29 protein-coding genes, 1 tRNA gene and 1 riboswitch are annotated in these 24,808 nt (G+C 69.1%); of the genes, 20 read left to right on the top strand and 10 right to left on the bottom strand.

Annotated features, from left to right (window positions below; genetic code table 11):
* Window positions 1-61: 61 nt before the first annotated feature.
* A complete protein-coding gene (locus ACZ4UU_RS15320; RefSeq protein WP_383454978.1) occupies window positions 62-406 on the top strand; it encodes a hypothetical protein in 345 nt (114 codons plus the stop codon).
* A gap of 148 nt (window positions 407-554) precedes the next feature.
* Here the strand turns inward: ACZ4UU_RS15320 and ACZ4UU_RS15315 are convergent, their stop codons facing one another.
* Entirely contained in the window at window positions 555-1,145 is a 591-nt protein-coding gene (locus tag ACZ4UU_RS15315) for an isochorismatase family protein (RefSeq protein WP_468040015.1), read from the bottom strand.
* A 138-nt stretch (window positions 1,146-1,283) separates the two neighbouring features.
* Entirely contained in the window at window positions 1,284-2,642 is a 1,359-nt protein-coding gene (locus ACZ4UU_RS15310; protein ID WP_468040013.1) for a nicotinate phosphoribosyltransferase, read from the bottom strand.
* A 121-nt stretch (window positions 2,643-2,763) separates the two neighbouring features.
* On the opposite strand from ACZ4UU_RS15310, the gene clpS reads away from it, so the two are divergent.
* The 7 genes from clpS (at window position 2,764) to ACZ4UU_RS15275 (ending at window position 7,779) form a co-directional block, all read left to right on the top strand.
* Complete coding sequence (gene clpS / locus ACZ4UU_RS15305) at window positions 2,764-3,081, top strand: ATP-dependent Clp protease adapter ClpS (protein WP_030053518.1); 318 nt, start codon at window positions 2,764-2,766, stop codon at window positions 3,079-3,081.
* A 41-nt stretch (window positions 3,082-3,122) separates the two neighbouring features.
* Window positions 3,123-3,731 carry a DUF2017 domain-containing protein gene (locus tag ACZ4UU_RS15300; protein ID WP_468040011.1) on the top strand — a complete coding sequence of 203 codons (609 nt, stop codon included), beginning with the start codon at window positions 3,123-3,125 and terminating at the stop codon, window positions 3,729-3,731.
* 363 nt (window positions 3,732-4,094) lie between these two features.
* Window positions 4,095-5,534: an amino acid permease gene (locus tag ACZ4UU_RS15295; RefSeq protein WP_468040010.1), complete on the top strand. Its 1,440-nt coding sequence runs from the start codon at window positions 4,095-4,097 to the stop codon at window positions 5,532-5,534.
* Between the two features lie 267 nt (window positions 5,535-5,801).
* The gene (locus ACZ4UU_RS15290; RefSeq protein WP_468040008.1) at window positions 5,802-6,224 is read left to right on the top strand and encodes a M67 family metallopeptidase; all 423 of its coding nucleotides are present in this window, start codon (window positions 5,802-5,804) and stop codon (window positions 6,222-6,224) included.
* Between the two features lie 108 nt (window positions 6,225-6,332).
* The gene (locus tag ACZ4UU_RS15285) at window positions 6,333-6,428 is read left to right on the top strand and encodes a putative leader peptide (protein ID WP_316959376.1); all 96 of its coding nucleotides are present in this window, start codon (window positions 6,333-6,335) and stop codon (window positions 6,426-6,428) included.
* A 116-nt stretch (window positions 6,429-6,544) separates the two neighbouring features.
* Window positions 6,545-6,823, top strand: coding sequence for a MoaD/ThiS family protein (locus ACZ4UU_RS15280; protein ID WP_468040006.1), 279 nt, complete (start codon window positions 6,545-6,547; stop codon window positions 6,821-6,823).
* A gap of 5 nt (window positions 6,824-6,828) precedes the next feature.
* On the top strand, window positions 6,829-7,779 hold the full coding sequence (locus ACZ4UU_RS15275; protein ID WP_468040004.1) for a PLP-dependent cysteine synthase family protein: 951 nt from the start codon (window positions 6,829-6,831) through the stop codon (window positions 7,777-7,779).
* A 108-nt stretch (window positions 7,780-7,887) separates the two neighbouring features.
* Here ACZ4UU_RS15275 and ACZ4UU_RS15270 read toward each other — a convergent pair whose 3' ends face one another.
* Both ACZ4UU_RS15270 and ACZ4UU_RS15265 read right to left on the bottom strand, forming a co-directional pair.
* Window positions 7,888-8,361, bottom strand: a complete 474-nt coding sequence (locus ACZ4UU_RS15270; protein ID WP_468040002.1) for a type II toxin-antitoxin system PemK/MazF family toxin — start codon at window positions 8,359-8,361, stop codon at window positions 7,888-7,890.
* An 18-nt stretch (window positions 8,362-8,379) separates the two neighbouring features.
* Complete coding sequence (locus ACZ4UU_RS15265; RefSeq protein ID WP_468040000.1) at window positions 8,380-8,661, bottom strand: hypothetical protein; 282 nt, start codon at window positions 8,659-8,661, stop codon at window positions 8,380-8,382.
* 293 nt (window positions 8,662-8,954) lie between these two features.
* On the opposite strand from ACZ4UU_RS15265, the gene ACZ4UU_RS15260 reads away from it, so the two are divergent.
* Complete coding sequence (locus ACZ4UU_RS15260; RefSeq protein ID WP_468039999.1) at window positions 8,955-9,707, top strand: MBL fold metallo-hydrolase; 753 nt, start codon at window positions 8,955-8,957, stop codon at window positions 9,705-9,707.
* A 126-nt stretch (window positions 9,708-9,833) separates the two neighbouring features.
* On the opposite strand, the gene ACZ4UU_RS15255 is transcribed toward ACZ4UU_RS15260, so the two are convergent.
* Window positions 9,834-11,099: a PTS transporter subunit EIIC gene (locus tag ACZ4UU_RS15255; RefSeq protein WP_468039997.1), complete on the bottom strand. Its 1,266-nt coding sequence runs from the start codon at window positions 11,097-11,099 to the stop codon at window positions 9,834-9,836.
* A 201-nt stretch (window positions 11,100-11,300) separates the two neighbouring features.
* Window positions 11,301-12,590, bottom strand: a complete 1,290-nt coding sequence (locus ACZ4UU_RS15250) for a PTS transporter subunit EIIC (protein ID WP_468039996.1) — start codon at window positions 12,588-12,590, stop codon at window positions 11,301-11,303.
* A gap of 127 nt (window positions 12,591-12,717) precedes the next feature.
* Here ACZ4UU_RS15250 and ACZ4UU_RS15245 point away from each other — a divergent pair, with 127 nt between their 5' ends.
* The 4 genes from ACZ4UU_RS15245 to rdgB all read left to right on the top strand — a co-directional run bounded on the left by ACZ4UU_RS15245 (window position 12,718) and on the right by rdgB (window position 15,134).
* A complete protein-coding gene (locus ACZ4UU_RS15245; protein ID WP_030943649.1) occupies window positions 12,718-12,951 on the top strand; it encodes a PTS sugar transporter subunit IIB in 234 nt (77 codons plus the stop codon).
* 89 nt (window positions 12,952-13,040) lie between these two features.
* Complete coding sequence (gene rph, locus ACZ4UU_RS15240) at window positions 13,041-13,796, top strand: ribonuclease PH (protein ID WP_468039994.1); 756 nt, start codon at window positions 13,041-13,043, stop codon at window positions 13,794-13,796.
* Window positions 13,797-13,946: 150 nt separating this feature from the next.
* Window positions 13,947-14,351 carry a hypothetical protein gene (locus ACZ4UU_RS15235; protein WP_468039993.1) on the top strand — a complete coding sequence of 135 codons (405 nt, stop codon included), beginning with the start codon at window positions 13,947-13,949 and terminating at the stop codon, window positions 14,349-14,351.
* A gap of 177 nt (window positions 14,352-14,528) precedes the next feature.
* Window positions 14,529-15,134 (top strand): RdgB/HAM1 family non-canonical purine NTP pyrophosphatase, encoded by a 606-nt coding sequence (gene rdgB, locus ACZ4UU_RS15230; protein WP_468039991.1) that lies wholly within the window; start codon window positions 14,529-14,531, stop codon window positions 15,132-15,134.
* Window positions 15,135-15,142: 8 nt separating this feature from the next.
* Here rdgB and ACZ4UU_RS15225 read toward each other — a convergent pair.
* A tRNA-Leu gene (locus tag ACZ4UU_RS15225) sits at window positions 15,143-15,229 on the bottom strand.
* 39 nt (window positions 15,230-15,268) lie between these two features.
* Entirely contained in the window at window positions 15,269-15,736 is a 468-nt protein-coding gene (gene bcp / locus ACZ4UU_RS15220; protein ID WP_468039990.1) for a thioredoxin-dependent thiol peroxidase, read from the bottom strand.
* A gap of 95 nt (window positions 15,737-15,831) precedes the next feature.
* Here bcp and ACZ4UU_RS15215 point away from each other — a divergent pair, with 95 nt between their 5' ends.
* From ACZ4UU_RS15215 to sugE, 3 genes are all read left to right on the top strand, one after another.
* Window positions 15,832-16,161 carry a DUF3618 domain-containing protein gene (locus ACZ4UU_RS15215; protein WP_468039988.1) on the top strand — a complete coding sequence of 110 codons (330 nt, stop codon included), beginning with the start codon at window positions 15,832-15,834 and terminating at the stop codon, window positions 16,159-16,161.
* Between the two features lie 55 nt (window positions 16,162-16,216).
* Window positions 16,217-16,573, top strand: a complete 357-nt coding sequence (locus tag ACZ4UU_RS15210) for a GroES family chaperonin (RefSeq protein WP_468039987.1) — start codon at window positions 16,217-16,219, stop codon at window positions 16,571-16,573.
* 69 nt (window positions 16,574-16,642) lie between these two features.
* Window positions 16,643-16,703: riboswitch (guanidine-III (ykkC-III) riboswitch) on the top strand.
* Window positions 16,704-16,736: 33 nt separating this feature from the next.
* Window positions 16,737-17,057: a quaternary ammonium compound efflux SMR transporter SugE gene (gene sugE / locus ACZ4UU_RS15205; protein ID WP_468039985.1), complete on the top strand. Its 321-nt coding sequence runs from the start codon at window positions 16,737-16,739 to the stop codon at window positions 17,055-17,057.
* A 16-nt stretch (window positions 17,058-17,073) separates the two neighbouring features.
* Here the strand turns inward: sugE and ACZ4UU_RS15200 are convergent, their stop codons facing one another.
* A complete protein-coding gene (locus ACZ4UU_RS15200; RefSeq protein ID WP_468039983.1) occupies window positions 17,074-19,479 on the bottom strand; it encodes a transglycosylase domain-containing protein in 2,406 nt (801 codons plus the stop codon).
* Between the two features lie 235 nt (window positions 19,480-19,714).
* On the opposite strand from ACZ4UU_RS15200, the gene ACZ4UU_RS15195 reads away from it, so the two are divergent.
* The 4 genes from ACZ4UU_RS15195 to ACZ4UU_RS15180 all read left to right on the top strand — a co-directional run bounded on the left by ACZ4UU_RS15195 (window position 19,715) and on the right by ACZ4UU_RS15180 (window position 23,210).
* Window positions 19,715-20,515 carry an ABC transporter permease gene (locus ACZ4UU_RS15195; RefSeq protein ID WP_468040232.1) on the top strand — a complete coding sequence of 267 codons (801 nt, stop codon included), beginning with the start codon at window positions 19,715-19,717 and terminating at the stop codon, window positions 20,513-20,515.
* A gap of 106 nt (window positions 20,516-20,621) precedes the next feature.
* A complete protein-coding gene (locus ACZ4UU_RS15190) occupies window positions 20,622-21,386 on the top strand; it encodes an ABC transporter permease (RefSeq protein ID WP_468040230.1) in 765 nt (254 codons plus the stop codon).
* Between the two features lie 9 nt (window positions 21,387-21,395).
* Window positions 21,396-22,382 (top strand): ABC transporter ATP-binding protein, encoded by a 987-nt coding sequence (locus tag ACZ4UU_RS15185; RefSeq protein WP_468039981.1) that lies wholly within the window; start codon window positions 21,396-21,398, stop codon window positions 22,380-22,382.
* A 33-nt stretch (window positions 22,383-22,415) separates the two neighbouring features.
* On the top strand, window positions 22,416-23,210 hold the full coding sequence (locus ACZ4UU_RS15180) for a DUF1707 SHOCT-like domain-containing protein (protein ID WP_468039979.1): 795 nt from the start codon (window positions 22,416-22,418) through the stop codon (window positions 23,208-23,210).
* 36 nt (window positions 23,211-23,246) lie between these two features.
* On the opposite strand, the gene ACZ4UU_RS15175 is transcribed toward ACZ4UU_RS15180, so the two are convergent.
* Entirely contained in the window at window positions 23,247-24,584 is a 1,338-nt protein-coding gene (locus ACZ4UU_RS15175; protein WP_468039977.1) for an SGNH/GDSL hydrolase family protein, read from the bottom strand.
* Window positions 24,585-24,808 lie beyond the last annotated feature (224 nt).

The following is a 24,808-nucleotide window of genomic DNA, read 5'->3' as shown; positions in this document are numbered from 1 at the left end:
GTGTTTAGGTGCACCCTGTGTTTCCGTTATTGACACCGACTGGCACGGGGGTGTGACCAGCATGGCCGCAGGAGGTTTCTGCAAGCTGCCGACCGGCAGCGTGGTGGTGGCCCTGAACCTGCCCAGACCCACCGCCGACGGCACGGGCAGCGTCCGTGTCCTCGTCCACGCCCAGAACCGCGCCCGAGCCCTGACCAGGCTCCGCAACCTCGGCATGCGCGCGGTCTACCTGCGCGGCAACGCCGCCCCGCCGTCACCCGACGAGATCACGGCCGTCCTGCACCACCCCGACGGCCTGATATGGCGAACGGCACCTGACAACGGTGTCGTACCCGGCCCGGAACTGATGCAGGAGCTGTGGCACCCGATCAGGGCACTGCTGAGACGCCCCGCTGCGACGCCCTAAGGGGGCGCGGGGCTGTGCCACTGCCGTAAGAGGCGCGGGGCTGCGTCACGTCCGGCGCCTGCAACACCCAAGGGGCGCGGGGAACTGCGCGACCAGCCACGATGGTGCCGCACCCGCCAGACGACCAAGCGCGGCACCCCGTCGAGCGCTACGCGACCACAGGTTTCCCGGACAGCTCCACGCCCGCCTCCCGCATGTCCTCCAGCGCCCGCTCCGTGGTCTCGGCGGCCACCCCGGCGGTCAGATCCAGCAGCACCTGCGTACGGAACCCTTCCCGCACCGCATCCACGGCAGTGGCCCGCACACAGTGGTCCGTGGCGATCCCCACCACGTCCACCTCCGACACGTCCCGCGCCCGCAGCCAGTCCGCCAGCCGCACCCCGTTCTCGTCGGCTCCCTCGAACCCGCTGTACGCCGCCGCGTACGCCCCCTTGTCGAACACGGCGTCGATCGCACCGGACGCGACCGCGGGGGCGAAGTTCGGGTGGAAGCCGACACCCTCGGTACCGGCGACACAGTGCGCCGGCCAGGAGTGGGCGAAGTCGGGGTTGGTGGAGAAGTGACCGCCGGGGGCGATGTGGTGGTCGCGGGTGGCGACGACGTGCTGGTAGCCGGACCCGGCCGCCTGCCCGATCAGCTCGGTGACGGCGGCGGCCACATCGGCACCGCCGGCCACCGCGAGGCTGCCCCCCTCGCAGAAGTCGTTCTGCACATCTACGACGATCAAGGCGCGGCGCATGGTCGGTGTCCTTCGGTTATGGACGCTGAGGTCGGGACGGTGGAAAAGCGTGCTGGCCCGGCCGTGAACTTCCGAGCCTAGAGACTTCGGGTGCGCTGCGGGAGGGGGCATGGCGCGCGCACGCCGGGCGCGCTCGCTTCACGCCCCCGTCCGGCTACCCGAGCGCCCGTTGACATACTCGGTCGGGATGACAGGTTCCCCGCGCGAGAGCTGTGTGGCGGACAGCGGCAGATTGCCGCGAGCGGCCGTGTGCCGGTCCCGTACGACGTCCAGCGGTTCACGGGCCACCACGTCACCGCCCTTGATCAGCTGCACGAGCAGCTGCCGGTCGGCGAGTCCGTCCGGAACCGGCCCGGTGCCGACGACCTCGGCCTCCGCGACGCCGTACTCGTCGAGGCGCCGCGCGGCCCACTTGCGGCCGCCGATGGACGTCTTCCCGCCGCTCGACTTCTTCGCCACCGGCACCAGCGGCGCCGTGGCGTCGCCGGAATCGGCGCGGGCGACCAGCTTGTAGACCATCGAGCAGGTCGGATGCCCCGACCCGGTCACCAGCTGGGTGCCGACGCCGTACGCGTCCACCGGGGCCGCCGCCAGCGATGCGATGGCGTACTCGTCCAGGTCGGAGGTCACGATGATCTTCGTGCCGGTGGCGCCCAGCTCGTCCAGCTGCTGCCGGACCCGGTGCGCGACCAGCAGCAGGTCGCCCGAGTCGATCCGCACGGCGCCCAGCTCGGGCCCGGCGATCTCCACGGCGGTACGGACCGCCTCGGCGACGTCGTAGGTGTCCACCAGCAGCGTGGTGCCGCGGCCCATGGAGTCCACCTGGGCCCGGAAGGCATCCCGCTCGCGGTCGTGCAGCAGGGTGAAGGCGTGGGCGCTGGTGCCGACGGTGGGGATGTCGTACCGGAAGCCGGCGGCGAGGTCGGAGGTCGAGGTGAAGCCGCCGAGGTAGGCGGCCCTGGACGCCGCCACCGCGGCCAGCTCGTGGGTGCGGCGGGCGCCCATCTCGATGAGCGGGCGCTCCCCGGCGGCCGACGCCATCCGGGAGGCGGCCGCGGCGATGGCGGAGTCGTGGTTGAGGATGGAGAGGATCACCGTCTCCAGCAGCACGCACTCGGCGAAGGTGCCCTCGACCCGCATGATCGGCGAGCCCGGGAAGTAGACCTCGCCCTCGGGGTAGCCCCAGACGTCGCCGGAGAAGCGGTAGTCCGCGAGCCACCGCAGGGTCTGCTCGTCGAGGATGTTCCGTTCGCGCAGGAAGCCGAGGACGCCGGCGTCGAAGCGGAAGTTCTCGACGGCGTCCAGGACCCGGCCGGTGCCGGCCACGACGCCGTAGCGCCGCCCCTCGGGCAGCCGTCGGGTGAAGACCTCGAAGACGCTGCGCCGCTCGGCCGTGCCGGCCTTCAGGGCGGCCTGAAGCATCGTGAGCTCGTACTGATCCGTGAAGAGCGCCGTCGAGGGAACGTCCACCGGCAGCCCAAGGTCCGCTGTGTTCATGACGACAGATGGTACCCCCATTTCGTCACTCTGACGATTTGTGGGTTCGAGCTCACGGTCGAGGTCACAACAGGCGCCCTTGCGCAGCCCGTTTGTGCGACCACCCCCCTCGGGTGGCAGCATGGGCTCTGTGACGTCACCCGCACCCCTGGAGATCGAACGCACCGAGTCGGCGGAGGAGGTCTTCGCCGTCCCCGAGCCGGACGTCCCCTGGGTCACGATCGTCCACAACGACCCGGTCAACCTCATGAGCTATGTGACCTACGTCTTCCAGTCCTACTTCGGCTACACCAAGGACAAGGCGACCAAGCTCATGCTCGACGTCCACCACAAGGGCCGGGCGGTCGTCTCCAGCGGTACCCGCGAGGAGATGGAGCGCGACGTGCAGGCCATGCACGGCTACGGTCTGTGGGCCACCCTTCAGCACGACCGCAAGTGACCCGTACGCCCGCGCAGGACCGGAAGTAGCGAATCGTCCCTATGCCAGGAACCTTCGAACCGCTCCCCGGCGGCGGCGCGGCCGTCGCCCTCGACGACGTCGAGATCTCCATCATCCGGTCGCTGGCCGTCCAGCTCCTGGAACTCATCGGCCCCGGCCCCGCGGGGGACGCCCCCGACGACCCGCTCGCCGAGCTGTTCGCCGAGGGCCCGAGCGAGCCGCCCGCCGACCCGGTCCTCAGGCGCCTGTTCCCGGACGCGTACAGCGACCCGGAGGGCGCACCGCAGGCCAAGGAGGCCGAGGAGCAGCGGGCGTACTCCGCGGAGTTCCGCCGCTACACCGAGAACGACCTGCGGGCCGGCAAGCGCGACAACGCGCTCGCGGTGGTCCGCTCCCTGGACGAGCTCAGCTCCGCCTCCGCCGGCGAGGGCGGCGCGGTGCTCAAGCTCTCCCCGGAGGAGTCCCAGCGGTGGCTCGGCGCCCTCAACGACCTGCGCCTCGCCATCGGCTCCCGGCTGGACATCACCGACGAGGACGACACCGACCTGCTCTACCGGCTGCCGGACGAGGACCCGCGCAAGCCGATGGTGATGGCGTATCTGTGGCTGGGCGGACTCCAGGAGACGCTGGTCGCGACGCTGATGCCGTAGGCCCGGTCCGGAAATCCGGAGCGTCGCGACTTTTTTGTAGCGATATGTGACCGTTCTGTGTTCGCTCAGAGGACACTCAAATCCGGATAACGATCGCGTCACCGCCGCCACCCGCTATGGGGGGCGGCGGTTTTGTTTGTCCGGTTCTTCCTGTGGGATGCGCCACATGTCCTGTAGCCGATCACTGTTACGGCCGTGATAAATCTTCACGACGCCCGCCGAGCACCACCCGAATGTTCGGCCGGGTGCGCCACATGGCCGACGGATCGTCGGCCGGGCACAGCTCCAGCAATCCGGGGGGATCGAGACCCGATCCGAGGCCGACGAAGGGCCCGGGTCGGCATGGAGAAAGGCGCACAACACATGACCTCTGCGAAGGTCACGGACGCGAAGGCCACGGGTGCCCCGGAAGAGGGGTACGAGCGCGGCCTCGGCAGCCGTCAGGTCCAGATGATCGCGATCGGCGGCGCCATCGGCGTCGGACTCTTCATGGGTGCCGGAGCGAACATCGCGAAGGCCGGCCCCAGCATCATCCTCATGTACGCCCTCGCGGGCGTCGTCATCTTCTTCATCATGCGGGCCCTGGGCGAACTGCTCCTGTACCGGCCCGTCTCCGGCTCCTTCGCCGAGTACGCCCGCGAGTTCCTCGGCCCGTTCTTCGGCTTCGTCACCGGCTGGACGTACTGGCTCATGTGGGTGGTCACCGGCATGGCCGAGCTCACGGCCGCCGCGATCTACATCCACTTCTGGTTCCCCGAGATCCCGCAGTGGGTCAGCGCCCTGGTGTTCCTGGTGGTGCTGTTCGGCGTCAACCTGATCTCCGTCAAGATCTTCGGCGAGGTCGAGTTCTGGTTCTCGATGATCAAGGTCACGGCCATCATCGGCATGATCGTCATCGGCCTCGGCGTGCTCACCCTCGGCTTCTCCGACGCCGGTGACACCGCCACCGTCTCCAACCTCTGGTCGCACGACGGCTTCTTCCCGAACGGCATCGGCTCCAGCCTGATGACGCTCCAGGGCGTCATGTTCGCCTACCTCGCCGTCGAGCTCGTCGGCGTCACCGCGGGCGAGTCCGAGAACCCCGAGAAGACCCTGCCCAAGGCCATCAACACGCTGCCCTGGCGCATCATCGTCTTCTACGTCGGCGCGCTGCTGGTGATCCTCTCCGTCGTCAAGTGGACCGAGTTCTCCGCCGGTGAGAGCCCCTTCGTGCACGCCTTCGGCAAGATCGGCATCCCGCTGGCCGCCGGCATCGTGAACTTCGTGGTGCTCACCGCAGCCCTGTCGTCCTGCAACTCGGGCATGTACTCGACCGGCCGCATGCTGCGCGACCTCGCCGCCAACAGCGAGGCGCCGAGCGCGTTCGGCAAGCTCAACGCCCGCAAGACGCCTGCCGTCGGTATCACGGTCTCGGTGGCGCTCATGGGTATCGGTGTGGTGCTGAACTACGTCGTGCCGGAGAAGGCGTTCCTCTACGTCACCTCTGTCGCCACGGCTGCCGGTATCTGGACCTGGATGATGATCCTCGTCAGCCACATCCGCTACCGCGCCGCCGTCGACGCGGGTCGGCTGCGGGCCTCGTCCTTCCCTGCCCCCGGTGGTGCGCTCTTCAGCTGGGTCGCGCTGCTCTTCCTCATCGGCGTGACCTGCATGATCGCGTACGACAAGGATGCGCGGGTCTGTCTGTATGTCGCGGCCGGGTGGGCTGTCGCCCTGGGTGTCGGCTGGGCGGTGCTCAAGAGCCGGAACCCGCAGATTGCCGCTCGCGGCGGCGAGGAGCCGGAGCTTGAGAAGGTCGGCTGAACGTTCGCTGAGCAGGCCGTGAGGTGAGTGCCGCGGAAGGTCGTTGGTCGTCTGCGGCTTCGTCGTGGCTGGTCGCGCCCCGCGGCGGAGCCGCAAATCGACACAGCCCCGCGCCCCTTCAGGGCGTTGCCGAGCAGCCTTTCCTAGGACGTCCCGCCTCTGGGAGCACTCGTGGCGCTCCCGGTGGCTGCCGCTCAGGCGTCCGGTATATGGGCCGTCTCGTACCACTCTTCGGTACGGGGCGGCCCGTTGCTTATCCTGACGAGCATGCTGACCATCACCCAGGCCCTCGTCGACCAGATCGTCGCCCATGCGCGCAAGGACCACCCCGACGAGGCGTGCGGCGTCGTCGCGGGCCCGGCCGGCTCGGACCGTCCCGAGCGCTTCATCCCGATGCTGAACGCCGCGATGTCGCCCACGTTCTACGAGTTCGACTCCGGCGACCTGCTCAAGCTCTACCGCGAGATGGACGACCGCGACGAGGAGCCCGTGGTCATCTACCACTCCCACACGGCCACCGAGGCCCACCCCTCGCGCACCGACATCTCCTACGCCAACGAGCCCGGCGCGCACTACGTCCTCGTCTCCACGGCCGACACCGACGGCCTCGGCGAGTTCCAGTTCCGCTCCTTCCGGATCGTCGACGGCGAGGTGACGGAGGAGGAGGTCAAGATCGTCGAGGCGTACTGAGCCCCCGACGGCCGACCTGAACAGCGCGGTCTCACTCTCCGGCCCTCATCCGTCCGCGATGTGGGATCACATTCCAAAAGCCGGACCGGGAATCGATACGATGACCCCATGGTTTTCCACGACGTGAGCGAAAAGACGCCGGGCATGCTGCTCGTGGCGCGGCTGCACGTCGACCTGTGCAGGCTCGCCAGCGCCATCTGTTGACGCGACACCCTGCCGCCGTACGGCCGTGAGCCGCGGCGCTGCACCACGCACCACCTCTGCTGCACTTGCGCTGCCGCGCGCCCCCGACTGACTACTCCCGACAGGAGCCCTGAGCCATGGCCATCGAGGTCCGCATCCCCACCATCCTCCGCACCTACACCGACGGTCAGAAGGCGGTGGAGGGCAACGGGGACACCCTCGCCGAGCTGTTCACCGACCTCGAGACCCGGCACGCGGGCATCCGGGCCCGCATCGTGGAGGGCGAGCAGCTGCGCCGCTTCGTCAACGTCTACCTGAACGACGAGGACGTCCGCTTCCTCGACGGCATCAACACCAAGCTCGCCGACGGCGACAACGTCACGATCCTGCCGGCCGTGGCCGGCGGCATGGCCTGATCCGGATGCGTTACGACTCCCCGCTGGCCGCGGTGGGCAACACCCCTCTGGTGCGCCTGCCGCGGCTCTCGCCGTCCGCCGACGTCCGCATCTGGGCCAAGCTGGAGGACCGCAACCCCACCGGCTCGGTCAAGGACCGCCCTGCCCTGCACATGATCGAGCAGGCGGAGAAGGACGGCCGTCTGACGCCGGGCTGCACCATCCTGGAGCCCACCTCCGGCAACACCGGCATCTCCCTGGCGATGGCGGCGAAGCTCAAGGGCTACCGGATCGTGTGCGTGATGCCCGAGAACACCTCGCAGGAGCGCCGGGACCTGCTCGCCATGTGGGGCGCGGAGATCATCTCCAGCCCGGCCGCGGGCGGCTCCAACACCGCCGTACGGGTCGCCAAGGAGCTCTCGGCCGAGCACCCCGACTGGGTGATGCTCTACCAGTACGGCAACCCGGACAACGCCGGCGCCCACTACGCCACCACCGGCCCGGAGATCCTCGCCGACCTCCCCTCGGTCACCCACTTCGTCGCCGGCCTCGGCACCACCGGCACCCTGATGGGCGTCGGCCGCTACCTGCGAGAGCACAAGCCGGACGTCAAGATCGTCGCCGCCGAACCGCGCTACGACGACCTGGTCTACGGCCTGCGCAACCTCGACGAGGGCTTCGTACCCGAGCTGTACGACGCCTCCGTCCTGACCACCCGCTTCTCGGTCGGCTCGGCCGACGCGGTCACCCGCACCCGCGAACTCCTCCAGCAGGAGGGCATCTTCGCGGGCATCTCCACCGGGGCCGCGCTGCACGCGGCGATCGGTGTCGGAAAGAAGGCGCTGAAGGCGGGGGAGTCCGCCGACATCGTGTTCGTCGTGGCCGACGGCGGCTGGAAGTACCTCTCGACCGGCGTCTACACGGCCGCCACGACGGAGGCGGCCATCGAGACCCTCCAGGGTCAGCTCTGGGCGTGAGAAGCGCCCCGTAAAGGGGCGCGGGGCTGTGTCGAACGCGGCTCCGCAGGCATGGGCACGACCAGCCGCGACGGGCCGGCGGACGAAGTCCTGCCCGCGGCGGAGCGCCTAGGCGAGGTGACGGACCTGGTCCCACACGACCGGGTCCATCACCCCGACCCGCCGCCGGAAGTCCGACACCGGCACGTCCCGCAGCTCGCCCGTCTCCAGGAAACTGGCCCGTCCCCGGGTGTCCCCGACGGACCCCGGCGGCAACGGGATCACACCGCAGCGCTCATCCCGGTACTTACTGGTGATCTTGGCGACGGTGACTCGCTGCCCCCGCACCGCCAGCACCAGACACGGCCGGTCCTTGGCGCCCGGCCCGTCCTCGTAGGGCACGTTCGCCCACCAGATCTCGGCAGGCTCCGGACGCGTGCGACCACGCCCGTCCGGACGAGCCGGCGTACGCCGGTCCGACCGCCCCCGCGGACGCGTCCGCCGCCCCTGGGGACGCCGTCCGCGTCCCCGCCCGTCCACGAGCGCGGCGACGAGTGCGAGCAGCACCACCGCCGCGAGCGCCAGCCACCAGGACGTGTCCATGAAGACGACGGTACCGCCCTACGGGATCAGCGAGTTGTACAGCTCGGCCACCTGGCTGTCGAACGGTGGCGCTCCGAGAGCCTGCGCGGCCGGAATCACCGACTCCTCCAGGAAGCGCCGGAACTGTTCCTCCGACTCCCACACGTCGATGACCTGCCACCCGCCTCCCTCGGCAGGCGCCCCGAAGTGCGCGATCAGCCCGTCCGGTGGATTCGCGCGATCCGGGATCGCTCGGTCGAAAGCGGCCTGGTAGAGCTCCTGGGTCCACTCAGCACCCTGGTTGACAACCAAAACAGTCATGTCCGGATCCCTCGGTCCACTTCGGCAACATGTCTTTCCGACGCTACGTCCGCATATACGGGACAGCGACCGGAGATGACCGTCTCTGCGCCGCCCGAGGACCGCGCTCGAACAACTGGACAGCGTCGGCAGCCGAACCGGTGACACCACAGGTGAGTTCGCCCACAACAGCCCTTGGCGGAGGAGCGACCCAAGGTTTTGCGCCTTACGCTCGACAAACCGCACGACCCCCGACGCCCCATTCCCGATCTTCTGGATTCTCTGGATTTCCAGCCAGCGGAGGTTTCTGTTTCATGAAGCTCACCGTCGTCGGCTGCTCGGGGTCGTTCCCGTCCGCGGAATCGGCCTGTTCGAGCTACCTCGTCGAGGCCGACGGCTTCCGGCTGCTTCTCGACATGGGCAACGGTGCCCTGGGCGAGCTGCAGCGCCACTGCGGTCTCTACGACCTCGACGCGATCTTCCTCAGCCATCTGCACGCCGACCACTGCATCGACATGTGCGCGTACTTCGTCGCGCGCTACTACCGGCACGACGGCGGCCGCTGCGCCCCGATCCCGGTCTACGGACCCGAGGGCACCGAACACCGCCTGACCACCGCCTACGCCGACACCCCCACCGCCTCGTCCATGAGCGAGGTCTTCGACTTCCACACGGTCAAGCCGTCCACCTTCGAGATCGGCCCGTTCACGGTGCACACGGAACGGGTGGCCCACCCGGTGGAGGCGTACGGCATCCGGATCGAGCACGCCGGGAAGGTCCTGACCTACTCGGGTGACACGGGCATCAGCACGGCCCTGGACGAACTCGCCCGTGACGCCGACCTGTTCCTGTGCGAGGCGGCTTTCACGCACGGCAAGGAGAACATCCCCGACCTGCACCTCAACGGCCGCGAGGCAGGTCAGACCGCGGCCCGCGCGGATGCCCGCCGCCTGGTCCTCACCCACATCCCGCCGTGGACCGACCCCCAGGTCAACCTGGCCGACGCGCGTGAGGTGTACGACGGTCCGGTGGCGCTGGCGGCGCCCAGGCAGACGTACGAGATCTAGCCGGCCGGGAGCCGGCCGGTGGAGCACCAGCCCGTACGGGGTTCAGGCCCGTATGCGCGTGAAGGCCCCGGAACCTTCCCGGTTCCGGGGCCTTCGTCGTTCGCCGCTGGTCGTGGGCCGGGCGGCCTACTTCGCCTCCGCCTTCTGGAGCTCGGCGAGCTCCTCGTCGGACTCGCGGCCCGGCGTCGGCAGGTTGAACTTGGTGATCGCGAACCGGAAGATCACGTAGTAGAGCGCGGCGAAGCACAAGCCCACCAGGGCCAGGCCCCACGGGTTGGTCGCGATGCCCAGGTTCAGGCCGAAGTCGACCACGCCGGCCGAGAAGCCGAAGCCGTCCTTCATGCCCAGCGCCCAGGTGAGAGCCATCGAGACGCCGGTGAGGACCGCGTGGATGGCGTACAGGACCGGCGCGATGAACATGAACGTGAACTCGATGGGCTCGGTCACGCCGGTGACGAAGGACGTCAGCGCGAGGGAGAACATCATGCCGCCGACGACCTTGCGGCGCTCCGGGCGGGCGCAGTGGACGATCGCCAGACAGGCGGCCGGCAGCGCGAACATCATGATCGGGAAGAAGCCGGTCATGAACTGTCCGGCGCTCGGGTCACCGGCCAGGAAGCGGGCGATGTCACCGCTCTTGCCCTCGTACTCGCCCGCCTGGAACCACGGGAACGAGTTCAGCAGGTGGTGCATGCCGATCGGGATCAGGGCGCGGTTGGCCACACCGAATATGCCGGCGCCGACGGCGCCCGAACCGACCAGCCACTCACCGAGGTTGTGCAGGCCCGTGCCGAGGACCGGCCAGATGTAGCCGAAGACGATGCCGATGACCAGGCCCGCGAGGGCGGAGGCGATCGGGACCAGACGGCGACCGCCGAAGAAGCCCGCCCAGTCCGGGAGCTTGGTGCGGTACAGGCGCTGGTAGAGGAGGGCCACGACGATGCCCATCACCACACCGCCGAGGACCTTGGCGTCCACCGGTGCGTCGACCATCACGACCTTGCCGTCGACGGCCTTGGCCACCTGCGGCAGGTTCGGGTCGGTGAACGTGGCGAGCACGTTCTTGAAGACCAGGTAACCGACCACGGCCGCCAGCGCCGTCGAGCCGTCCGACTTCTTCGCGAAGCCGATCGCGATGCCGACGGCGAACAGCAGCGCCATGTTGTCGAGGATCGCGTTGCCGCCGGCCGCCATGAAGCCCGCGATCTTCGTGAGGAACGCGGGGTAGTCGGGGTCGCCGAGCATGTCCTCGTTGCCGAAGCGGACCAGAAGGGCGGCGGCGGGCAGGACCGCCACCGGCAGCATCAGGCTGCGGCCGATGCGCTGCATCACAGCCATCGCGGCGGCGCCCTTTTTCTTGTCGGCCGCCGGAGCGGCGCTGGCCGTGGTCACAACTTCCTCCAGGGGGTCCCCCCGGCCATAGGCTGGGGAAGAAGGCATGGCGCCGCCCGGGGACAGGAAGGAGACGGCGGCGTCTGGTCTACACCACTCAGTGGTGTAGACCTGTTGTAGCACGGTGGGGGCGATATAAGGAACCCGTGAAATCCGCAACCGGAGTGCTACGCGCAGTGCCTGAATTCCGTGGACCTCTGGTCAGCCCTTCGTGACGTCCTCGACCTCTTCCTCCGGCTCTCTGCCCGGAGTCTTGAGATCGAACTTCGTGATCGCGAACCGGAAGATCGCGTAATAGACGACGGCGAAGCAGAGGCCGATCGGGATGATCGCCCAGGGTTTCGTGGCCAGTTGCCAGTTGATGATGTAGTCGATCAGGCCGGCCGAGAAGCTGAACCCGTCGTGGACCCCCAGCCCCCAGGTCACGGCCATGGAGACGCCCGTCAGCAGGGCGTGCACCGCGTACAGCAGCGGGGCGATGAACATGAACGAGTACTCGATCGGCTCCGTGATGCCCGTGACGAACGACGTCAGGGCCACCGACGTCATCAGGCCGGCGATCTCCTTGCGGCGGTGCGGCTTGGCGCAGTGGGTGATGGCGAGGGCGGCGGCCGGCAGCGCGAACATCATGATCGGGAAGAAGCCCGAGGTGAACAGGCCGGCGTTCGGGTCGCCCTGGAGGAACATGTTGATGTCGCCGTGCACCACCTCGCCGTCGGGCGTGGTGTAGCTGCCGAACTGGAACCAGATGGGCACGTTCAGGAACTGGTGCAGCCCGATCACCAGCAGCGCGCGGTTCGCGACGCCGAACACACCCGCACCCCAGGCGCCCAGGTCCCGCATCCAGTCGCTGAAGTTCTCCAGCGCGTCACCGATCGGCGGCCAGACCCACAGACACAGCACCGCGAACACGATCGCCACGAACGCCATGATGATCGGCACGAGCCGCCGCCCGTTGAAGAAGCCGAGCCAGTCCACCAGCTTCGTCCGGTGGTAGCGCTGCCAGAAGAAGGCCGCCAGCAGACCGATGACGATGCCACCGAAGACGCCCGGGTTCTGGTACTCGTACGCGATCACCGTCCCGTCTGACGCGGCACAGCCGACGTTGGTGACCTCCTTCGTCCCGTCCGGGCAGTCCTCGGGGAACTCCAGCAGCACGCTGTAGTAGACGAGGAACCCCGTCACCGCCGCCAGTGCCGTCGAGCCGTCCGCCTTCTTCGCCATGCCGATGGCCACACCGACGCAGAACAGCAACGGCAGTCCGAGCGAGCTGTTGAGCAGTCCGCCGCCCGCGCCGTCCATCACCTTCGAGAGGTTGTCCCAGCCGAGGCCGTCCTCCCCGAACACATCCGGCTGGCCGAGGCGGTTCAGGATGCCCGCGGCCGGCAGTACGGCGATCGGGAGCTGGAGGCTGCGGCCCATCTTCTGCAGCCCCTGGAACGCGGCCTGCCACCGCTGCCGGGCGGGGGAGGTCTCGGTCTCGGCACTCATGGGTTGGCGACCGCCTGTCAGGTGGTGTAGACCAGTTACCGACGATTGGGTTGCTGTGACGTCATCCTTCGGTACGCACCACGCAACCGCTCGTACAGTTGGGCCAACAGTGCGTGAGGAGACCGAAATGGCCAGCAAGGCTGAGAAGATCGTCGCCGGGCTCGGCGGCATCGACAACATCGAGGAGATCGAGGGCTGCATCACCCGGCTCCGCACCGAGGTGAGCGACGCCTCGCTGGTCGACGAGACCGCCCTGAAGGCCGCAGGCGCCCACGGTGTCGTGAAGATGGGCACCGCCATCCAGGTCGTCATCGGCACCGACGCCGACCCGATCGCGGCGGAGATCGAAGACATGATGTGAAGCGCGGGCATCGTCCCGGGCTTCAGCCCCTGAGGGCCCCTTCCGACCATGGGAGGGGCCCTTCCCCGTGGGGGGCTAGGCTCAGCGCCATGGCAGCTACCTCCTCAGTCACCCGAATCGACGGCCGCACCCCCGGACAGCTCCGCCCGGTCACCATCGAACGCGCCTGGAGCAAGCACGCGGAGGGCTCCGTCCTCGTCTCCTTCGGCGACACGAAGGTCCTGTGCACCGCCTCCTTCACCGAGGGCGTCCCGCGCTGGCGCAAGGGCAGCGGCGAGGGCTGGGTCACCGCGGAGTACGCCATGCTGCCCCGCGCCACCAACACCCGCGGCGACCGCGAGTCCGTCCGGGGCAAGATCGGCGGCCGCACCCACGAGATCAGCCGCCTCATCGGCCGCTCCCTGCGCGCGGTCATCGACTACAAGGCGCTCGGCGAGAACACGATCGTCCTCGACTGCGACGTCCTCCAGGCCGACGGCGGCACGCGTACGGCGGCCATCACCGGCGCCTACGTCGCGCTCGCGGACGCCGTCTCCTGGGCCCAGGGCAAGAAGCTGATCAAGGCCGGCCGCAAGCCGCTCACCGGCACCGTCAGCGCCGTCTCGGTCGGCATCGTCGGCGGCGTCCCGCTCCTCGACCTCTGCTACGAGGAGGACGTGAAGGCCGACACCGACATGAACGTCGTCTGCACCGGCGACGGCCGTTTCGTCGAGGTCCAGGGCACCGCCGAGGCCGAGCCCTTCGCCCGCGAGGAGCTCAACGCCCTTCTGGACCTTGCCGTTTCCGGATGCGGGGAGCTGGCGGAACTCCAGGGCAAGGCTCTTGATACCGTCCTCGAAAAGTAAAGGACTCACCAAGAAGAGCCACAGATCCGGGCAACCGCGCCGCCCTTCCTGGCGTCACTAGAGGTACGGGCGTACGGCACACCGCTGTACGCCCGGCCAATGACCGACGGGGGCCCTGCGAGGCCTGGGAGCAGGGAGGGAACGTCAACCATGGCCACGAGCCGACGCCGCCGGAGCCGTATCGCCACAGCCGTCGCAGCCATAGCGGCGGTCGGACTGACGGCCGGGCTGACCACCGGCTGTGACGCCGTCAGCAAGGCGATGGACTGCGTCCAGACCGCCGACGCCATCGCCGACAGCGTCACCGAACTCCAGCAGGCCGTGGAGAGCGCCGCGAACGATCCGACGCAGCTCGAGGAGTCGTTGACCTCCATCGACAAGAACCTCGACAAGATCGGTGACAAGACGGACGACACCGACGTCAACAAGGCGGTGGACGATCTGCAGACGGCGGTCACCAATGTCCGGGACGCGGTGAAGAACGGTGACGAGACGCCGGACATCAGTCCGGTGACGGATGCGGCGGGGGAGCTCACCAAGGTCTGCACGCCGTAGCTGCGCTGGCTGGGCCGGGGCGTCTCGGGTGCCGGGTTCCGCGAGTGGGTGGGTCCGGGTTGAGTGTGGCTGGTCGCGCCCCGCGGCGGAGCCGCATATCGATACAGCCCCGTGCCCCTCTTCGCGCGCTCCGCGCCCGATTCGGGGCGACCTGAGCCGCCTGGCTACTGTGGCGCCATGACCCGTCTCATCCTCGCCACCCGTAACGCCGGAAAGATCACCGAACTCCGTGCGATCCTCGCCGACGCAGGTCTCGATCACGACCTCGTCGGGGCGGACGCCTATCCGGAGATTCCCGATGTCAAGGAAACCGGCGTCACCTTCGCCGAGAACGCGCTGCTCAAGGCGCACGCCCTGGCGCAGGCGACCGGGCTGCCGGCGGTGGCCGATGACTCGGGGCTGTGTGTCGACGTGCTCAACGGTGCCCCCGGTATCTTCTCGGCCCGCTGGGCGGGCCGGCACGGGGACGACCGGGCCAACCTGGAGCTGCTGCTCGCCCAGCTGGGCGACATCGACGACGCGCACCGGGGCGCCCACTTCGCGTGTGCGGCGGCGCTGGCTTTGCCGGACGGCACGGAAAGGGTGGTCGAGGGACAGCTCAGGGGCACCCTGCGGCACGCGCCCGTCGGCACCAACGGGTTCGGGTACGACCCGATCCTCCAGCCGGAGGGCGAGAGCCGGACCTGCGCCGAGCTGAGCGCCGAGGAGAAGAACGCCATCAGTCACCGGGGCAAGGCGTTCAGGGCGCTCGTGCCGGTCGTACGTGAGTTGCTCGCCGAGTGAACAGAAAGTGGTGCGGCCGGAGGGACTCGAACCCTCACGGGTGTTACCCCACTGGGACCTAAACCCAGCGTGACTGCCAATTCCACCACGGCCGCGTGACCTTGCCCGGCCATGCTACTGGCCGGGCCGGGTGGTCAGATGCCCAGATCCTTGATGATCTTCGCCACGTGGCCGGTCGCCCGCACGTTGTACAGCGCCCGCTCGACCTTGCCCTCCTCGTCCACGACGATCGTGGAGCGGATGACGCCCATGTAGGTCTTGCCGTAGTTCTTCTTCTCGCCGTACGCCCCGTAGGCCTCGGTGACGGACTTCTCCGGGTCGGCGAGCAGCGTGACCTTCAGCGACTCCTTGTCGCGGAACTTGGCGAGCTTCTCCGGCTTGTCGGGGGAGACGCCGATGACGTCGTAGCCCGCGCCGGCCAGCAGCTCCAGGTTGTCCGTGAAGTCGCAGGCCTGCTTGGTGCAGCCGGGCGTCAGGGCCGCCGGGTAGAAGTACACGATGACCTTGCGGCCCTTGTGGTCCGACAGGGACACCTCGTTGCCGTCGGCGTCGGGCAGGGTGAAGGCGGGGGCCACGTCCCCCGGCTGGAGTCGCTCGCTCATCGAACCAGCGTAACCGGGGAGCCTGACAGTGCGGTCCGGCGTGGAGCTGACAGACTGTCCGGAAACAGCATCAGCTTCACTTCGGAGGCCGAACCGTGGCGGACACGTCGGACACCAGAACCCCGGCGCAGATCGAGGCGGACATCAAGGCCCGTCGCGCAGCCCTGGCCGAGACGCTCGACGAGATCGGGGTGCGTGTGCACCCGAAGACGATCGTCGGCGACGCCAAGGCCAAGGTCGTCTCGAACATCGACCACACTCTCGGACGGGCCTACGTCGGGGTCAACCGGGCCGTGAGCGATGTGCGGGCCAAGTTCACCGACGAGGAGGGTGCGCCCCGCATGGAGCGGATCGTGCCCGTCGCCCTCGTCGCCGTCGGTCTCGTGGGCCTGCTGGCCCTCGGCACCCGGCGCCGCAAGGGCTGAGCGACGGCGGACCCGGCGGCGTACACAGGCGGCAAAGGCAGGTAGGTTCAAAGGCGTGAGCGCCAACAGAAACGAGCACAGCAGCCACCACGACAAGCTGCCCATCCGGATGCTGCACGACCGTGTACTCGTGCGGCAGGACACCAGCGAGGGCGAGCGGCGTTCCGGTGGCGGCATCCTGATTCCCGCCACCGCGGCCGTCGGGCGTCGCCTGGCCTGGGCCGAGGTCGTCGCGGTGGGGCAGAACGTACGGACCGTGGAGACCGGGGACCGGGTCCTGTTCGACCCGGAGGACCGCGCCGAGGTCGAGGTGCGCGGCGTCGCGTACGTGCTCATGCGCGAGCGCGACCTGCACGCCGTGGCCGCGGACCGGTTCGAGGGGTCCGAGGACTCGACGGGGCTCTATCTCTGAGCTCTACCTCTGAATCGACGGTCGGAAGGGGCTGGTGACTCTCGTCACCAGCCTCTTCTTCGTTTCTTTGCTAGCTTTGAAGGACCCCGACGAGACGCGCCGTACCGGGTGAAGGCAAAGACGACGCACCGCCAGGTTTCCGTCTTTGTGAGAGGTGCTCGTCATGGCCTGGGTCCTGCTCGTCGTCGCCGGTCTGCTGGAGGTCGGCTGGTCGGTCGGCATGAAGTACACCGACGGTTTCACCCGCCTCGTCCCCAGCCTCTTCACCGGCGCCGGCATCGTCGCCAGCATGGTGCTGCTGTCGTACGCCGCGAAGTCCCTGCCCATCGGTACCGCCTACGGCGTGTGGGTGGGCATCGGAGCGGCCGGTGCGGCCGTGGTCGGCATGGTGGTGCTGGGGGAGCCGGTCACCGCCGCGCGGATCTTCTTCGTCTGTCTGCTGCTGGTCGCCGTGGTGGGGCTGAAGGCGACCAGCGGTCACTGAGCCGGCCGGCGCGCGCTCACTGTCTGCGGGCCGTGCTCAGCGTCCCGGCCGTCGTTCCCGTCGTCCCTCCGCCGCCGGTGTCGGTGCCTCCGGTGGAGGTGTCGCCGCCCGTACTGCCGCCGGTGTCCGTGCCTCCGGTGGAGGTGTCGCCGCCCGTACTGCCGCCGGTGTCCGTGCCGCCGGTGTCGGTCCCCCCGGTCGTCGTGTCGCCGGTGGTGCCGCCGTCGGTGGTCGTACCGCCGTTGTCGGTGCCGCCGGTCGTCGTGTCGCCGGTGGTGCCGCCGTCCGTCTGGCCCGGCGTCTCACCGCCACCGGTCTGGCCCTCGGTGTCCTGGCCGCCGGTCGTCGGGTCCCCGGTGGTGCCGCCGTCGTTCTGACCGCCGGTGCTCTGGTCGCCCCGCGTCGGGTCCGTCGTCGGGTACTGGGGCTGGTCGGCGCCCTCCTGGAGCTCCAGGTCGAACTCGCGGACCGGCTCACCCTTCAGCGCCGTCTTCGTGTACTGCGCCCAGATGTCGGTGGGCGCGCCACCGCCGTTGATGCGGTCGAGGCCCATCGCGCCGTACAGCGACTTGTGCTTCGCCGTGACCGGGTCCTGGCCCATGACGGAGACGACGGTGGCCAGGTCGGGGGTGTAGCCGGCGAACCAGGCGGCGGTGTCCTCCTCCGCCGTGCCGGTCTTGCCCGCGGCCGGACGGCCGGCGGCGAGGGCGGCGGTGGCGGTGCCGCTGTCGACGACGCTCCGCAGCACGGACGTCGTGGTGTCGGCGGCCTCGCGGCTGATGACCTGGTGGGCCTTGTGCTCCGGCAGCTCGATGACGTCGGCGCCGTCCTTGGTGACCCGCTCGATCATGGTGTACGTGTCGCGCTTGCCGTGGTTGGCGAGCGTCGCGTACGCCTCCGCCATGTCGAGGACGCTGGCCGTGGCCACGCCCAGCGCGATGGACGGGGACGGGTACAGCTCCGGTGTGCTGCTGGGCAGGCCGAGCTCGACCGCGGTGTCCTTCACCTTCTCCGGGCCCACGTCCACGGCCATCTGCGCGTACACCGCGTTGACGGAGCTGTTGGTGGCCGAGCGGACGGTGATGTCGCCGTAGGAGTGCTGGTCCTCGTTCTCGGGGTCGTAGGTCCCGCCGCTCCAGCCCTGCACGGGGCGCTTGTTGGTGCCGTCGTAGATCGTGTTCGGGGTGATCTGACGGCCGTCCTGCGTGGTCGACTCGTTCTCCACGGCCGAGGTGAACACGAACGGCTTGAAGGTGGAGCCGACCTGGAAGTCCCGGCGGGTCGCGTTCGGGGTGTACTGCTTCACGTAGTCGATGCCGTTGTACATCGCGACGACCTTGCCGGTCTTCGGGTCGACGGAGGCGCCGCCCGCGCGGACGTAGTTGTCGACCTTGTTGTTCTTCTTGTCCAGCTTCGACATCAGCTGGTCGTTGACGGCGTCGACGAAGGCGTTCTGCTTGTCCTTCTGGAGCGTGGTGGTGATGCGGTAGCCGCCGGCCTCCAGCGAGTCCTTGTCGACGATCTTGTTCTGGGTCAGATAGTCCTTCACGATCTGCACGATGTAACCGCGCTGACCGGAGAGGTTGGTGGAGGTCGAGGCCTCCTTCGGCATCGGGAACTTCATGCCCGCCCGCTCGGACTCGCTGAGCCAGCCCTTGGTGACCATGCCGTCCAGTACGTAGTTCCAGCGGGCCACCGCCGCGGACTTGTTCTCCGGGTGGGCGATGACGTCGTACTCGCTGGGCGCGTTGACCAGCGCGGCCAGATACGCGGCGCGGGCCGGGTCGAGGTCCCCCGCGTCGATGCCGTAGTACGCCTGGGCGGCGGCCTGGATGCCGTAGGCGTTACGGCCGAAGAAGCTGGTGTTGAGGTAGCCCTCGAGGATCTCGTCCTTGCTCTTCTCCCGGTCCAGCTTGATCGCGATGAAGAACTCCTTCACCTTGCGGGTGACGGTCTGCTCCTGACGCAGGTAGTAGTTCTTCACGTACTGCTGGGTGATCGTCGAGCCCGACTGCTTGCCCTTGCCGGTGACGGTGTTCCAGCCGGCGCGCAGCATCGCCTTCGGGTCGATCGCGGACTCGGTGTAGAAGTCGCGGTCCTCGGCGGCCAGGATCGCGTGCTGGGCGTCCTTGGACATCTGCCCGAGGGTCACGTTCTCCCGGTTGACCTCGCCGTCACGGGCGATCACGGAGCCGTCCGCGTACAGATAGACGTTGGCCTGCTTGGTGGCGAGGGCGTTGGCCGGCGGGATCTTGACCATGGAGTAGCCGAGGAAGAAGAGGCCGGCGAGCAACAGCATGCCGATGACGAAGGTGCCCAGCACCATCCGCCAGGTCGGGATGATCCGCCGCCAGCCCGTCCTCTTCGGCCGCTTGGGCTTCACGGTCGGCTGCTGCGCCTGCGGCTGCGGCTCGTCGCTCATCTCGTGCACGGACTCCTGTTTCGCGTCGTACGTTCCCGTACGCCTCGTACGCCTACTGCGCCCCCATTGCTGAAGACTCTCGCACCGGGCGTTCCGTTCCCGGAAACCGGAGCGTGTCTGCGGAAAGTGAGCAGACTCTCGTGCCGCGCCGCCCGGAAATCGCGTGGCAGCCCGCGCCTCGCGCGCACTAGGCTCCTGCGCTTCGGTGCCGGCGCGGGCGAGGAGGGCTGTGGATGTGGGATCGGGGCGGTTGTACTTAGCCGTCGCTGTGGGCGGATTCAGAAGATACGCGACCTATCGGGCGGCCACGGCGGCCGGGGTGTTCACCAACACGGTCTTCGGCGTGATCCTCGTCTACACCTACCTGGCGCTGTGGGACGAGAAGCCGCATCTCGGCGGCTACGACCAGGCGCAGGCCGTCACCTATGTGTGGCTCGGACAGTGCCTCTACGCGACCCTGGCCATCCAGGGCGGCGGCGCCGAGAAGGACCTGATGGAGCGTATCCGCACGGGTGAGATCGCCGTCGACCTGTACCGGCCGGCCGACCTCCAGCTGTGGTGGCTGGCGGGCGACGTGGGGCGGGCGCTGTTCCAGATGCTGGGACGCGGTGTGCTCCCGTTCGTGTTCGGCGCCGTCTTCTTCCCGATGGCGCTGCCGACGGAGATCACCCCGTGGCTGGCGTTCGTGGTGACCCTGCTGCTCGCGACGCTCGTCAGCTTCGCGATCCGCTATCTGGCGGCCCTGAGCGTGTTCTGGCTCATGGACGGCATGGGCGTCAACCAGGCGTTGATGATCACCGGGATCTTCTTCTCCGGCATGGTGCTGCCCCTGAACGCCTTCCCGGGCGCCCTCGGCGAGATCGTGCGGGTGCTGCCGTGGGCGGCGCAGCTCCAGATGCCGGCGGACGTGCTGATGGGGGAGACCGACCCCTGGCGGGCGTACGCCTTCCAGGCGGCGTGGGCGGTGGTGCTGCTGGCGGCCGGACGGCTCGTGCAGTCGGCGGCGACGCGGCGGGTGGTGGTGCAGGGTGGTTGAGACGTCCGCGAGCAGGACGGCCGAGACCTCCGCGGGTGCGGTCGGCGAGAGCTTCGGGGGGTCCAGGGCGGGTGAGGCGCTGCGGGCCTACCGGCTGATCGCCGGGATGTGGATCAGGTCCTCCATGACCTACCGCACGTCCTTCGCCATCACGGTCCTCGGCAACCTGGTGGTGACCGGCCTGGACTTCGTGGCGATCCTGCTGATGTTCTCCCAGGTCGACGCGCTGGGCGGCTGGTCGCTGCCCGAGGTCGCCTTCCTGTACGGGCTGTCGGCGACCGCGTTCGGGCTGGCCGACCTGACCTTCGGCTCGATGGACGTCCTGGGCGGCCGGATGCGCGACGGCTCCTTCGACATCCTGCTCGTGCGGCCCGCCCCGGTGCTCGCCCAGGTCGCGGCGGACCGCTTCGCGCTGCGCCGGCTGGGCCGGATCACCCAGGGAGCGCTCGTGCTGGGCTGGGCGCTGCTGACGGTCGACGTCGACTGGACCGCGGCGAAGGTGCTGCTGGTGCCGATGATGCTGGTCAGCGGCGGGGTGATCTTCTGCGCGCTGTTCGTGGCGGGCGCGGCGTTCCAGTTCCTGGCGCAGGACGCCGCCGAGGTGCAGAACGCGTTCACGTACGGCGGCACCACGCTGTTGCAGTACCCGCCGACCGTGTTCGGCAAGGACTTCGTGCGCGGGGTGACCTTCCTGCTGCCGCTCGCCTTCGTCAACTGGGTGCCGGCCGCCCATGTGCTGGAGCGGCCGTATCCGCTCGACCTGCCCCAGTGGGCGGCCTTCGCGTCGCCGCTGGTGGCGGCGGTGTGCTGTGCGCTGGCCGGTTGGGCGTGGCGGGCCGGGCTGCGGTCGTATCGGAGTACGGGAAGTTAGGGGCAGGTCATGTCGGACGAGGCGTTCATCGAACTCGACGGTGTCGAGAAGGTCTTCGACGTACGCAAGAAGACCGGTTTCCTGAAGCGGGAGCGGCGGCAGGTGCGGGCCGTCGACTCGATCTCCTTCACCGTGCCGCGCGGCGAGATGGTGGGCTACATCGGTCCCAACGGCGCCGGAAAGTCGACGACGATCAAGATGCTGACCGGCATCCTGACCCCGAGCGGCGGCCGCCTGCGCGTGGCGGGCATCGACCCGTCCCGAGAGCGCACCCGGCTCGCGCACCGCATCGGGGTCGTCTTCGGCCAGCGCACCACCCTGTGGTGGGACCTCCCGCTGCTCGACTCGTACAAGCTGATGCACCGCATGTACCGCATCCCGGACGCCCGTTACCGCGAGAACCTGGACCGTCTGGTCGAACTCCTCGACCTGTCCGCCCTGTTGGACGTCCCGGTGCGCCAGCTCTCCCTCGGGCAGCGGATGCGCGGCGACATCGCGGCTGCGCTGCTGCACGATCCGGAGGTGCTGTACCTGGACGAGCCGACGATCGGTCTGGACGTCATCTCGAAGGCCAGGGTCCGGGAGTTCCTGCGGGAGTTGAACGCCGAGCGCGGCACGACGGTCCTGCTGACCACGCACGACCTCCAGGACATCGAGCAGCTCTGCTCACGGGTGATGGTCATCGACCACGGACGGCTGATGTACGACGGCCCGCTGGCAGGCCTGCACGAGGTGGGGGAGAGCGAGCGCGTCCTGGTCGTCGACCTGGAGCGTGAGCTGCCGCCGATCGAGGCGCCGCCCGCGCGCGTGGTGAAGGTGGAGGGACCGCGGCAGTGGCTGGCGTTCCCGGCGACCGAGTCGGCGGCGGTGCTGGTGGCGCGGGTCGCGGCGGAGTATCCGCTGGTGGACCTGTCGGTGCGGGAGCCGGACATCGAGACCGTGATCGCGAAGATGTACGCGGAGAAGGCGGGGAGCGCCGGGAAGGCGATCTCGTAGCCCCGGGGCGGGGTTGCTCGTAGGCTGCTGTACATGACCGACGACGCCCCGGAGCTTCGTGCCTCCGACGCAGATCGTGAACGAGTCGCCGAGGTCCTGCGGGACGCCCTCGCGGAGGGGCGTCTCGACATGGAGGAGTTCGAGGAACGCCTGGACGCCACGTACAAGGCCCGTACATACGGCGAGCTGGCGCCGATCACCCGGGACCTGCCCGTCGGCGCGGTGGCCGTGCCCAGGGTCGACATGGTCAAGCGGCCCGAGGGGGAGGCGAGTTGGGCCGACCGGATCGTCGGCGGTGAGGGGTCGTCGACGTGGGGCGTCGCCGTGATGGCGGGGTTTCAGCGCAAGGGGCGGTGGACGGCGCCGAGGCGTTTCACCGGCGTGGCCTTCATGGGCGGCGGGGAGATCGATCTGCGGGACGCGGACTTCGCCGACCGGGAGATCGTGATCAACTGCGTCGCGATCATGGGCGGGATGGAAGTGATCGTGCCGCCCGGCGTCGAGGTCGTGGTGCGCGGGGTCGGGATCATGGGCGGCTTCGACGAACGCGACGAGAGCGTGCCGGGGGATCCGGGAGCGCCGCGGGTGATCGTGACCGGGCTCGCCTTCTGGGGCGGCGTCGAGGTCCAGCGCAAGCCGACGCGGGCCCAGCGGCAGGCGCTCCGCGAGGAACGCCGCCGGGAGCGGCTGGAGCGGCGCGAACAGCGCCGGGGGCTGCGGGGCCCCCTCCGGGACGAGCAGTACGAGACGCACCGGGAGATGCTGGAGGAGCACCGGGACATGTGGCGGCACGGCAAGCGGAGGGCCCGCGAGCGGGGCGAGGACTGAGGCGGAGGCAGCGCCCTCACAGCTCCGCCGGAGTCGCTACAGCTCCGCCGGGGCCGCGCCCTTCAGATCCTTGAGGTCGAAGGTCTCCGCCATCTTCTCGTAGCCCTTGTCGCTCGGGTGGAGGTGGTCGCCGGAGTCGTAGTAGGGGCGGAACTTGCGGGGGTTGTACGGGTCCCGCAGGGCCTGGTCGAAGTCCACGACCGCGTCGAAGACCTTGCCGGTGCGGATCCGGGCGTTGATCCGCTGGCGTACGTTCTCGCGGGCGTCGGTGTAGCCGCGGTGGCCCTGGAACGGCATCAGGGTGGCGCCGATGACCTTCAGGCCGCGGGCGTGGGCCTGGCGGACCAGGGTGCGCAGGCCGTTCAGGATGCGGTTCGGGTCGGCGAGCTTCGGGTTGCGCAGGATGTCGTTGACGCCGAGGTCGATGACGACGACCTTGACGTTGGTCCGGGAGAGGACGTCCCGGTGGAAGCGGCTGACGCCCGCCTGGTTGTCGGCCGGGCGCCCGGCGCCGCTGGCAAGGATCTGGTTGCCGCTGATTCCCTGGTTGACGACGCTGTAGCGGGGCACGTCCTGGCCGGCCGCGACCGCCGCGCGCAGTCGGCGCGAGAGGACGTCCGTCCAGCGGCGGTTGGCGTTCTCGGTGGACGTGATGCCGTCGGTCAGGGAGTCGCCGAAGACCACCACGGTGCCGTCGGACTCGTTGCTGAGGACGTCCAGCGCGGTGAGGTAGCGCCAGGAGCCGACCTTCCCGGTGTACGCCACGCCGGTCGTGTCCTCGGTGAGGTCGCCCTCCGCCACGTAACTGGTCTGGCGTGCGTGCGGGTGGAAGGTCACCGGGCCGGACGGGGTGGGCGAGAAGGTGGTGACGAGGATGTCGGTGTCGGCGGGGATCGCGAGGCGCACGGCGTCGCTCAGCACCTGCCGCCCGGGCGGGATGACGACACTGACGTTCCCGCCGAAGGTCAGCCGCCGCATGGTGTCCGCGATGGCCGCCGCCGTTCCGGTGCCCGCGGCGACCGCGATCGACGCGTGCGTGAGGGTCAGCGCGGACTGTCCGTAGAGGTTCGACAGCGTGATCCGCACGCTCGTGCCGCCGACACTCGTGTGGACGACGTTGCGCACCGAACGGCCCGCCAGGCCCTCGACCTCGGTGCCGGGCTCGGCGCCGACCGGCGAGGCGGACCAGGCGCCGACCCAGATGCCGGTGGAGGCGGGTTCGGCGGGGTCGCGCGGTGCGCCTTCACGGACGGGAGCGCTCCTGTTGGTGGCGCTGCCCTCGTCGGAGGCGACTCCGATGTATATGGCGGTTGAAACCGCGACGATCAGGGCGATTACCCCGGAAAGCAGGGCATAACCGTAATGCTTGGTCATGCGGTGCGTATCTCCTCGGGCGGATGGGAGCCCGAGGCTCCGATGTGATCACCTCATGATGCGTCATAAGGCAGAGAGGAGTTGCACAGACCCCCCATTGGGCCGCCGGAGTTCACCCGGACTTCGCCATCGACCTCCCCCATCGGACAGACGCCGGGAACTCTTGATTCGTTCCAGGAGTCGGTCAGGAAGGGACAATGTGTGCGGGGATCCTGGACGGGTGG

Source organism: Streptomyces sp. NPDC028907 (assembly GCF_055564995.1).
The sequence above is the reverse complement of the archived record's forward strand: the minus strand, read 5'-3'. Positions and strand labels throughout refer to the sequence as shown.

Coding starts and splice junctions, on each gene's coding strand:
- ACZ4UU_RS15320 (WP_383454978.1), top strand. CDS start 62: ATGGCCGCAGGAGGTTTCTGCAAGCTGCCGACCGGCAGCGTGGTGGTG.
- ACZ4UU_RS15315 (WP_468040015.1), bottom strand. CDS start 1,145: ATGCGCCGCGCCTTGATCGTCGTAGATGTGCAGAACGACTTCTGCGAG.
- ACZ4UU_RS15310 (WP_468040013.1), bottom strand. CDS start 2,642: ATGAACACAGCGGACCTTGGGCTGCCGGTGGACGTTCCCTCGACGGCG.
- clpS (WP_030053518.1), top strand. CDS start 2,764: ATGGGCTCTGTGACGTCACCCGCACCCCTGGAGATCGAACGCACCGAG.
- ACZ4UU_RS15300 (WP_468040011.1), top strand. CDS start 3,123: ATGCCAGGAACCTTCGAACCGCTCCCCGGCGGCGGCGCGGCCGTCGCC.
- ACZ4UU_RS15295 (WP_468040010.1), top strand. CDS start 4,095: ATGACCTCTGCGAAGGTCACGGACGCGAAGGCCACGGGTGCCCCGGAA.
- ACZ4UU_RS15290 (WP_468040008.1), top strand. CDS start 5,802: ATGCTGACCATCACCCAGGCCCTCGTCGACCAGATCGTCGCCCATGCG.
- ACZ4UU_RS15285 (WP_316959376.1), top strand. CDS start 6,333: ATGGTTTTCCACGACGTGAGCGAAAAGACGCCGGGCATGCTGCTCGTG.
- ACZ4UU_RS15280 (WP_468040006.1), top strand. CDS start 6,545: ATGGCCATCGAGGTCCGCATCCCCACCATCCTCCGCACCTACACCGAC.
- ACZ4UU_RS15275 (WP_468040004.1), top strand. CDS start 6,829: ATGCGTTACGACTCCCCGCTGGCCGCGGTGGGCAACACCCCTCTGGTG.
- ACZ4UU_RS15270 (WP_468040002.1), bottom strand. CDS start 8,361: ATGGACACGTCCTGGTGGCTGGCGCTCGCGGCGGTGGTGCTGCTCGCA.
- ACZ4UU_RS15265 (WP_468040000.1), bottom strand. CDS start 8,661: ATGACTGTTTTGGTTGTCAACCAGGGTGCTGAGTGGACCCAGGAGCTC.
- ACZ4UU_RS15260 (WP_468039999.1), top strand. CDS start 8,955: ATGAAGCTCACCGTCGTCGGCTGCTCGGGGTCGTTCCCGTCCGCGGAA.
- ACZ4UU_RS15250 (WP_468039996.1), bottom strand. CDS start 12,590: ATGAGTGCCGAGACCGAGACCTCCCCCGCCCGGCAGCGGTGGCAGGCC.
- ACZ4UU_RS15245 (WP_030943649.1), top strand. CDS start 12,718: ATGGCCAGCAAGGCTGAGAAGATCGTCGCCGGGCTCGGCGGCATCGAC.
- rph (WP_468039994.1), top strand. CDS start 13,041: ATGGCAGCTACCTCCTCAGTCACCCGAATCGACGGCCGCACCCCCGGA.
- ACZ4UU_RS15235 (WP_468039993.1), top strand. CDS start 13,947: ATGGCCACGAGCCGACGCCGCCGGAGCCGTATCGCCACAGCCGTCGCA.
- rdgB (WP_468039991.1), top strand. CDS start 14,529: ATGACCCGTCTCATCCTCGCCACCCGTAACGCCGGAAAGATCACCGAA.
- bcp (WP_468039990.1), bottom strand. CDS start 15,736: ATGAGCGAGCGACTCCAGCCGGGGGACGTGGCCCCCGCCTTCACCCTG.
- sugE (WP_468039985.1), top strand. CDS start 16,737: ATGGCCTGGGTCCTGCTCGTCGTCGCCGGTCTGCTGGAGGTCGGCTGG.
- ACZ4UU_RS15200 (WP_468039983.1), bottom strand. CDS start 19,479: ATGAGCGACGAGCCGCAGCCGCAGGCGCAGCAGCCGACCGTGAAGCCC.
- ACZ4UU_RS15190 (WP_468040230.1), top strand. CDS start 20,622: ATGTGGATCAGGTCCTCCATGACCTACCGCACGTCCTTCGCCATCACG.
- ACZ4UU_RS15185 (WP_468039981.1), top strand. CDS start 21,396: ATGTCGGACGAGGCGTTCATCGAACTCGACGGTGTCGAGAAGGTCTTC.
- ACZ4UU_RS15180 (WP_468039979.1), top strand. CDS start 22,416: ATGACCGACGACGCCCCGGAGCTTCGTGCCTCCGACGCAGATCGTGAA.
- ACZ4UU_RS15175 (WP_468039977.1), bottom strand. CDS start 24,584: ATGACCAAGCATTACGGTTATGCCCTGCTTTCCGGGGTAATCGCCCTG.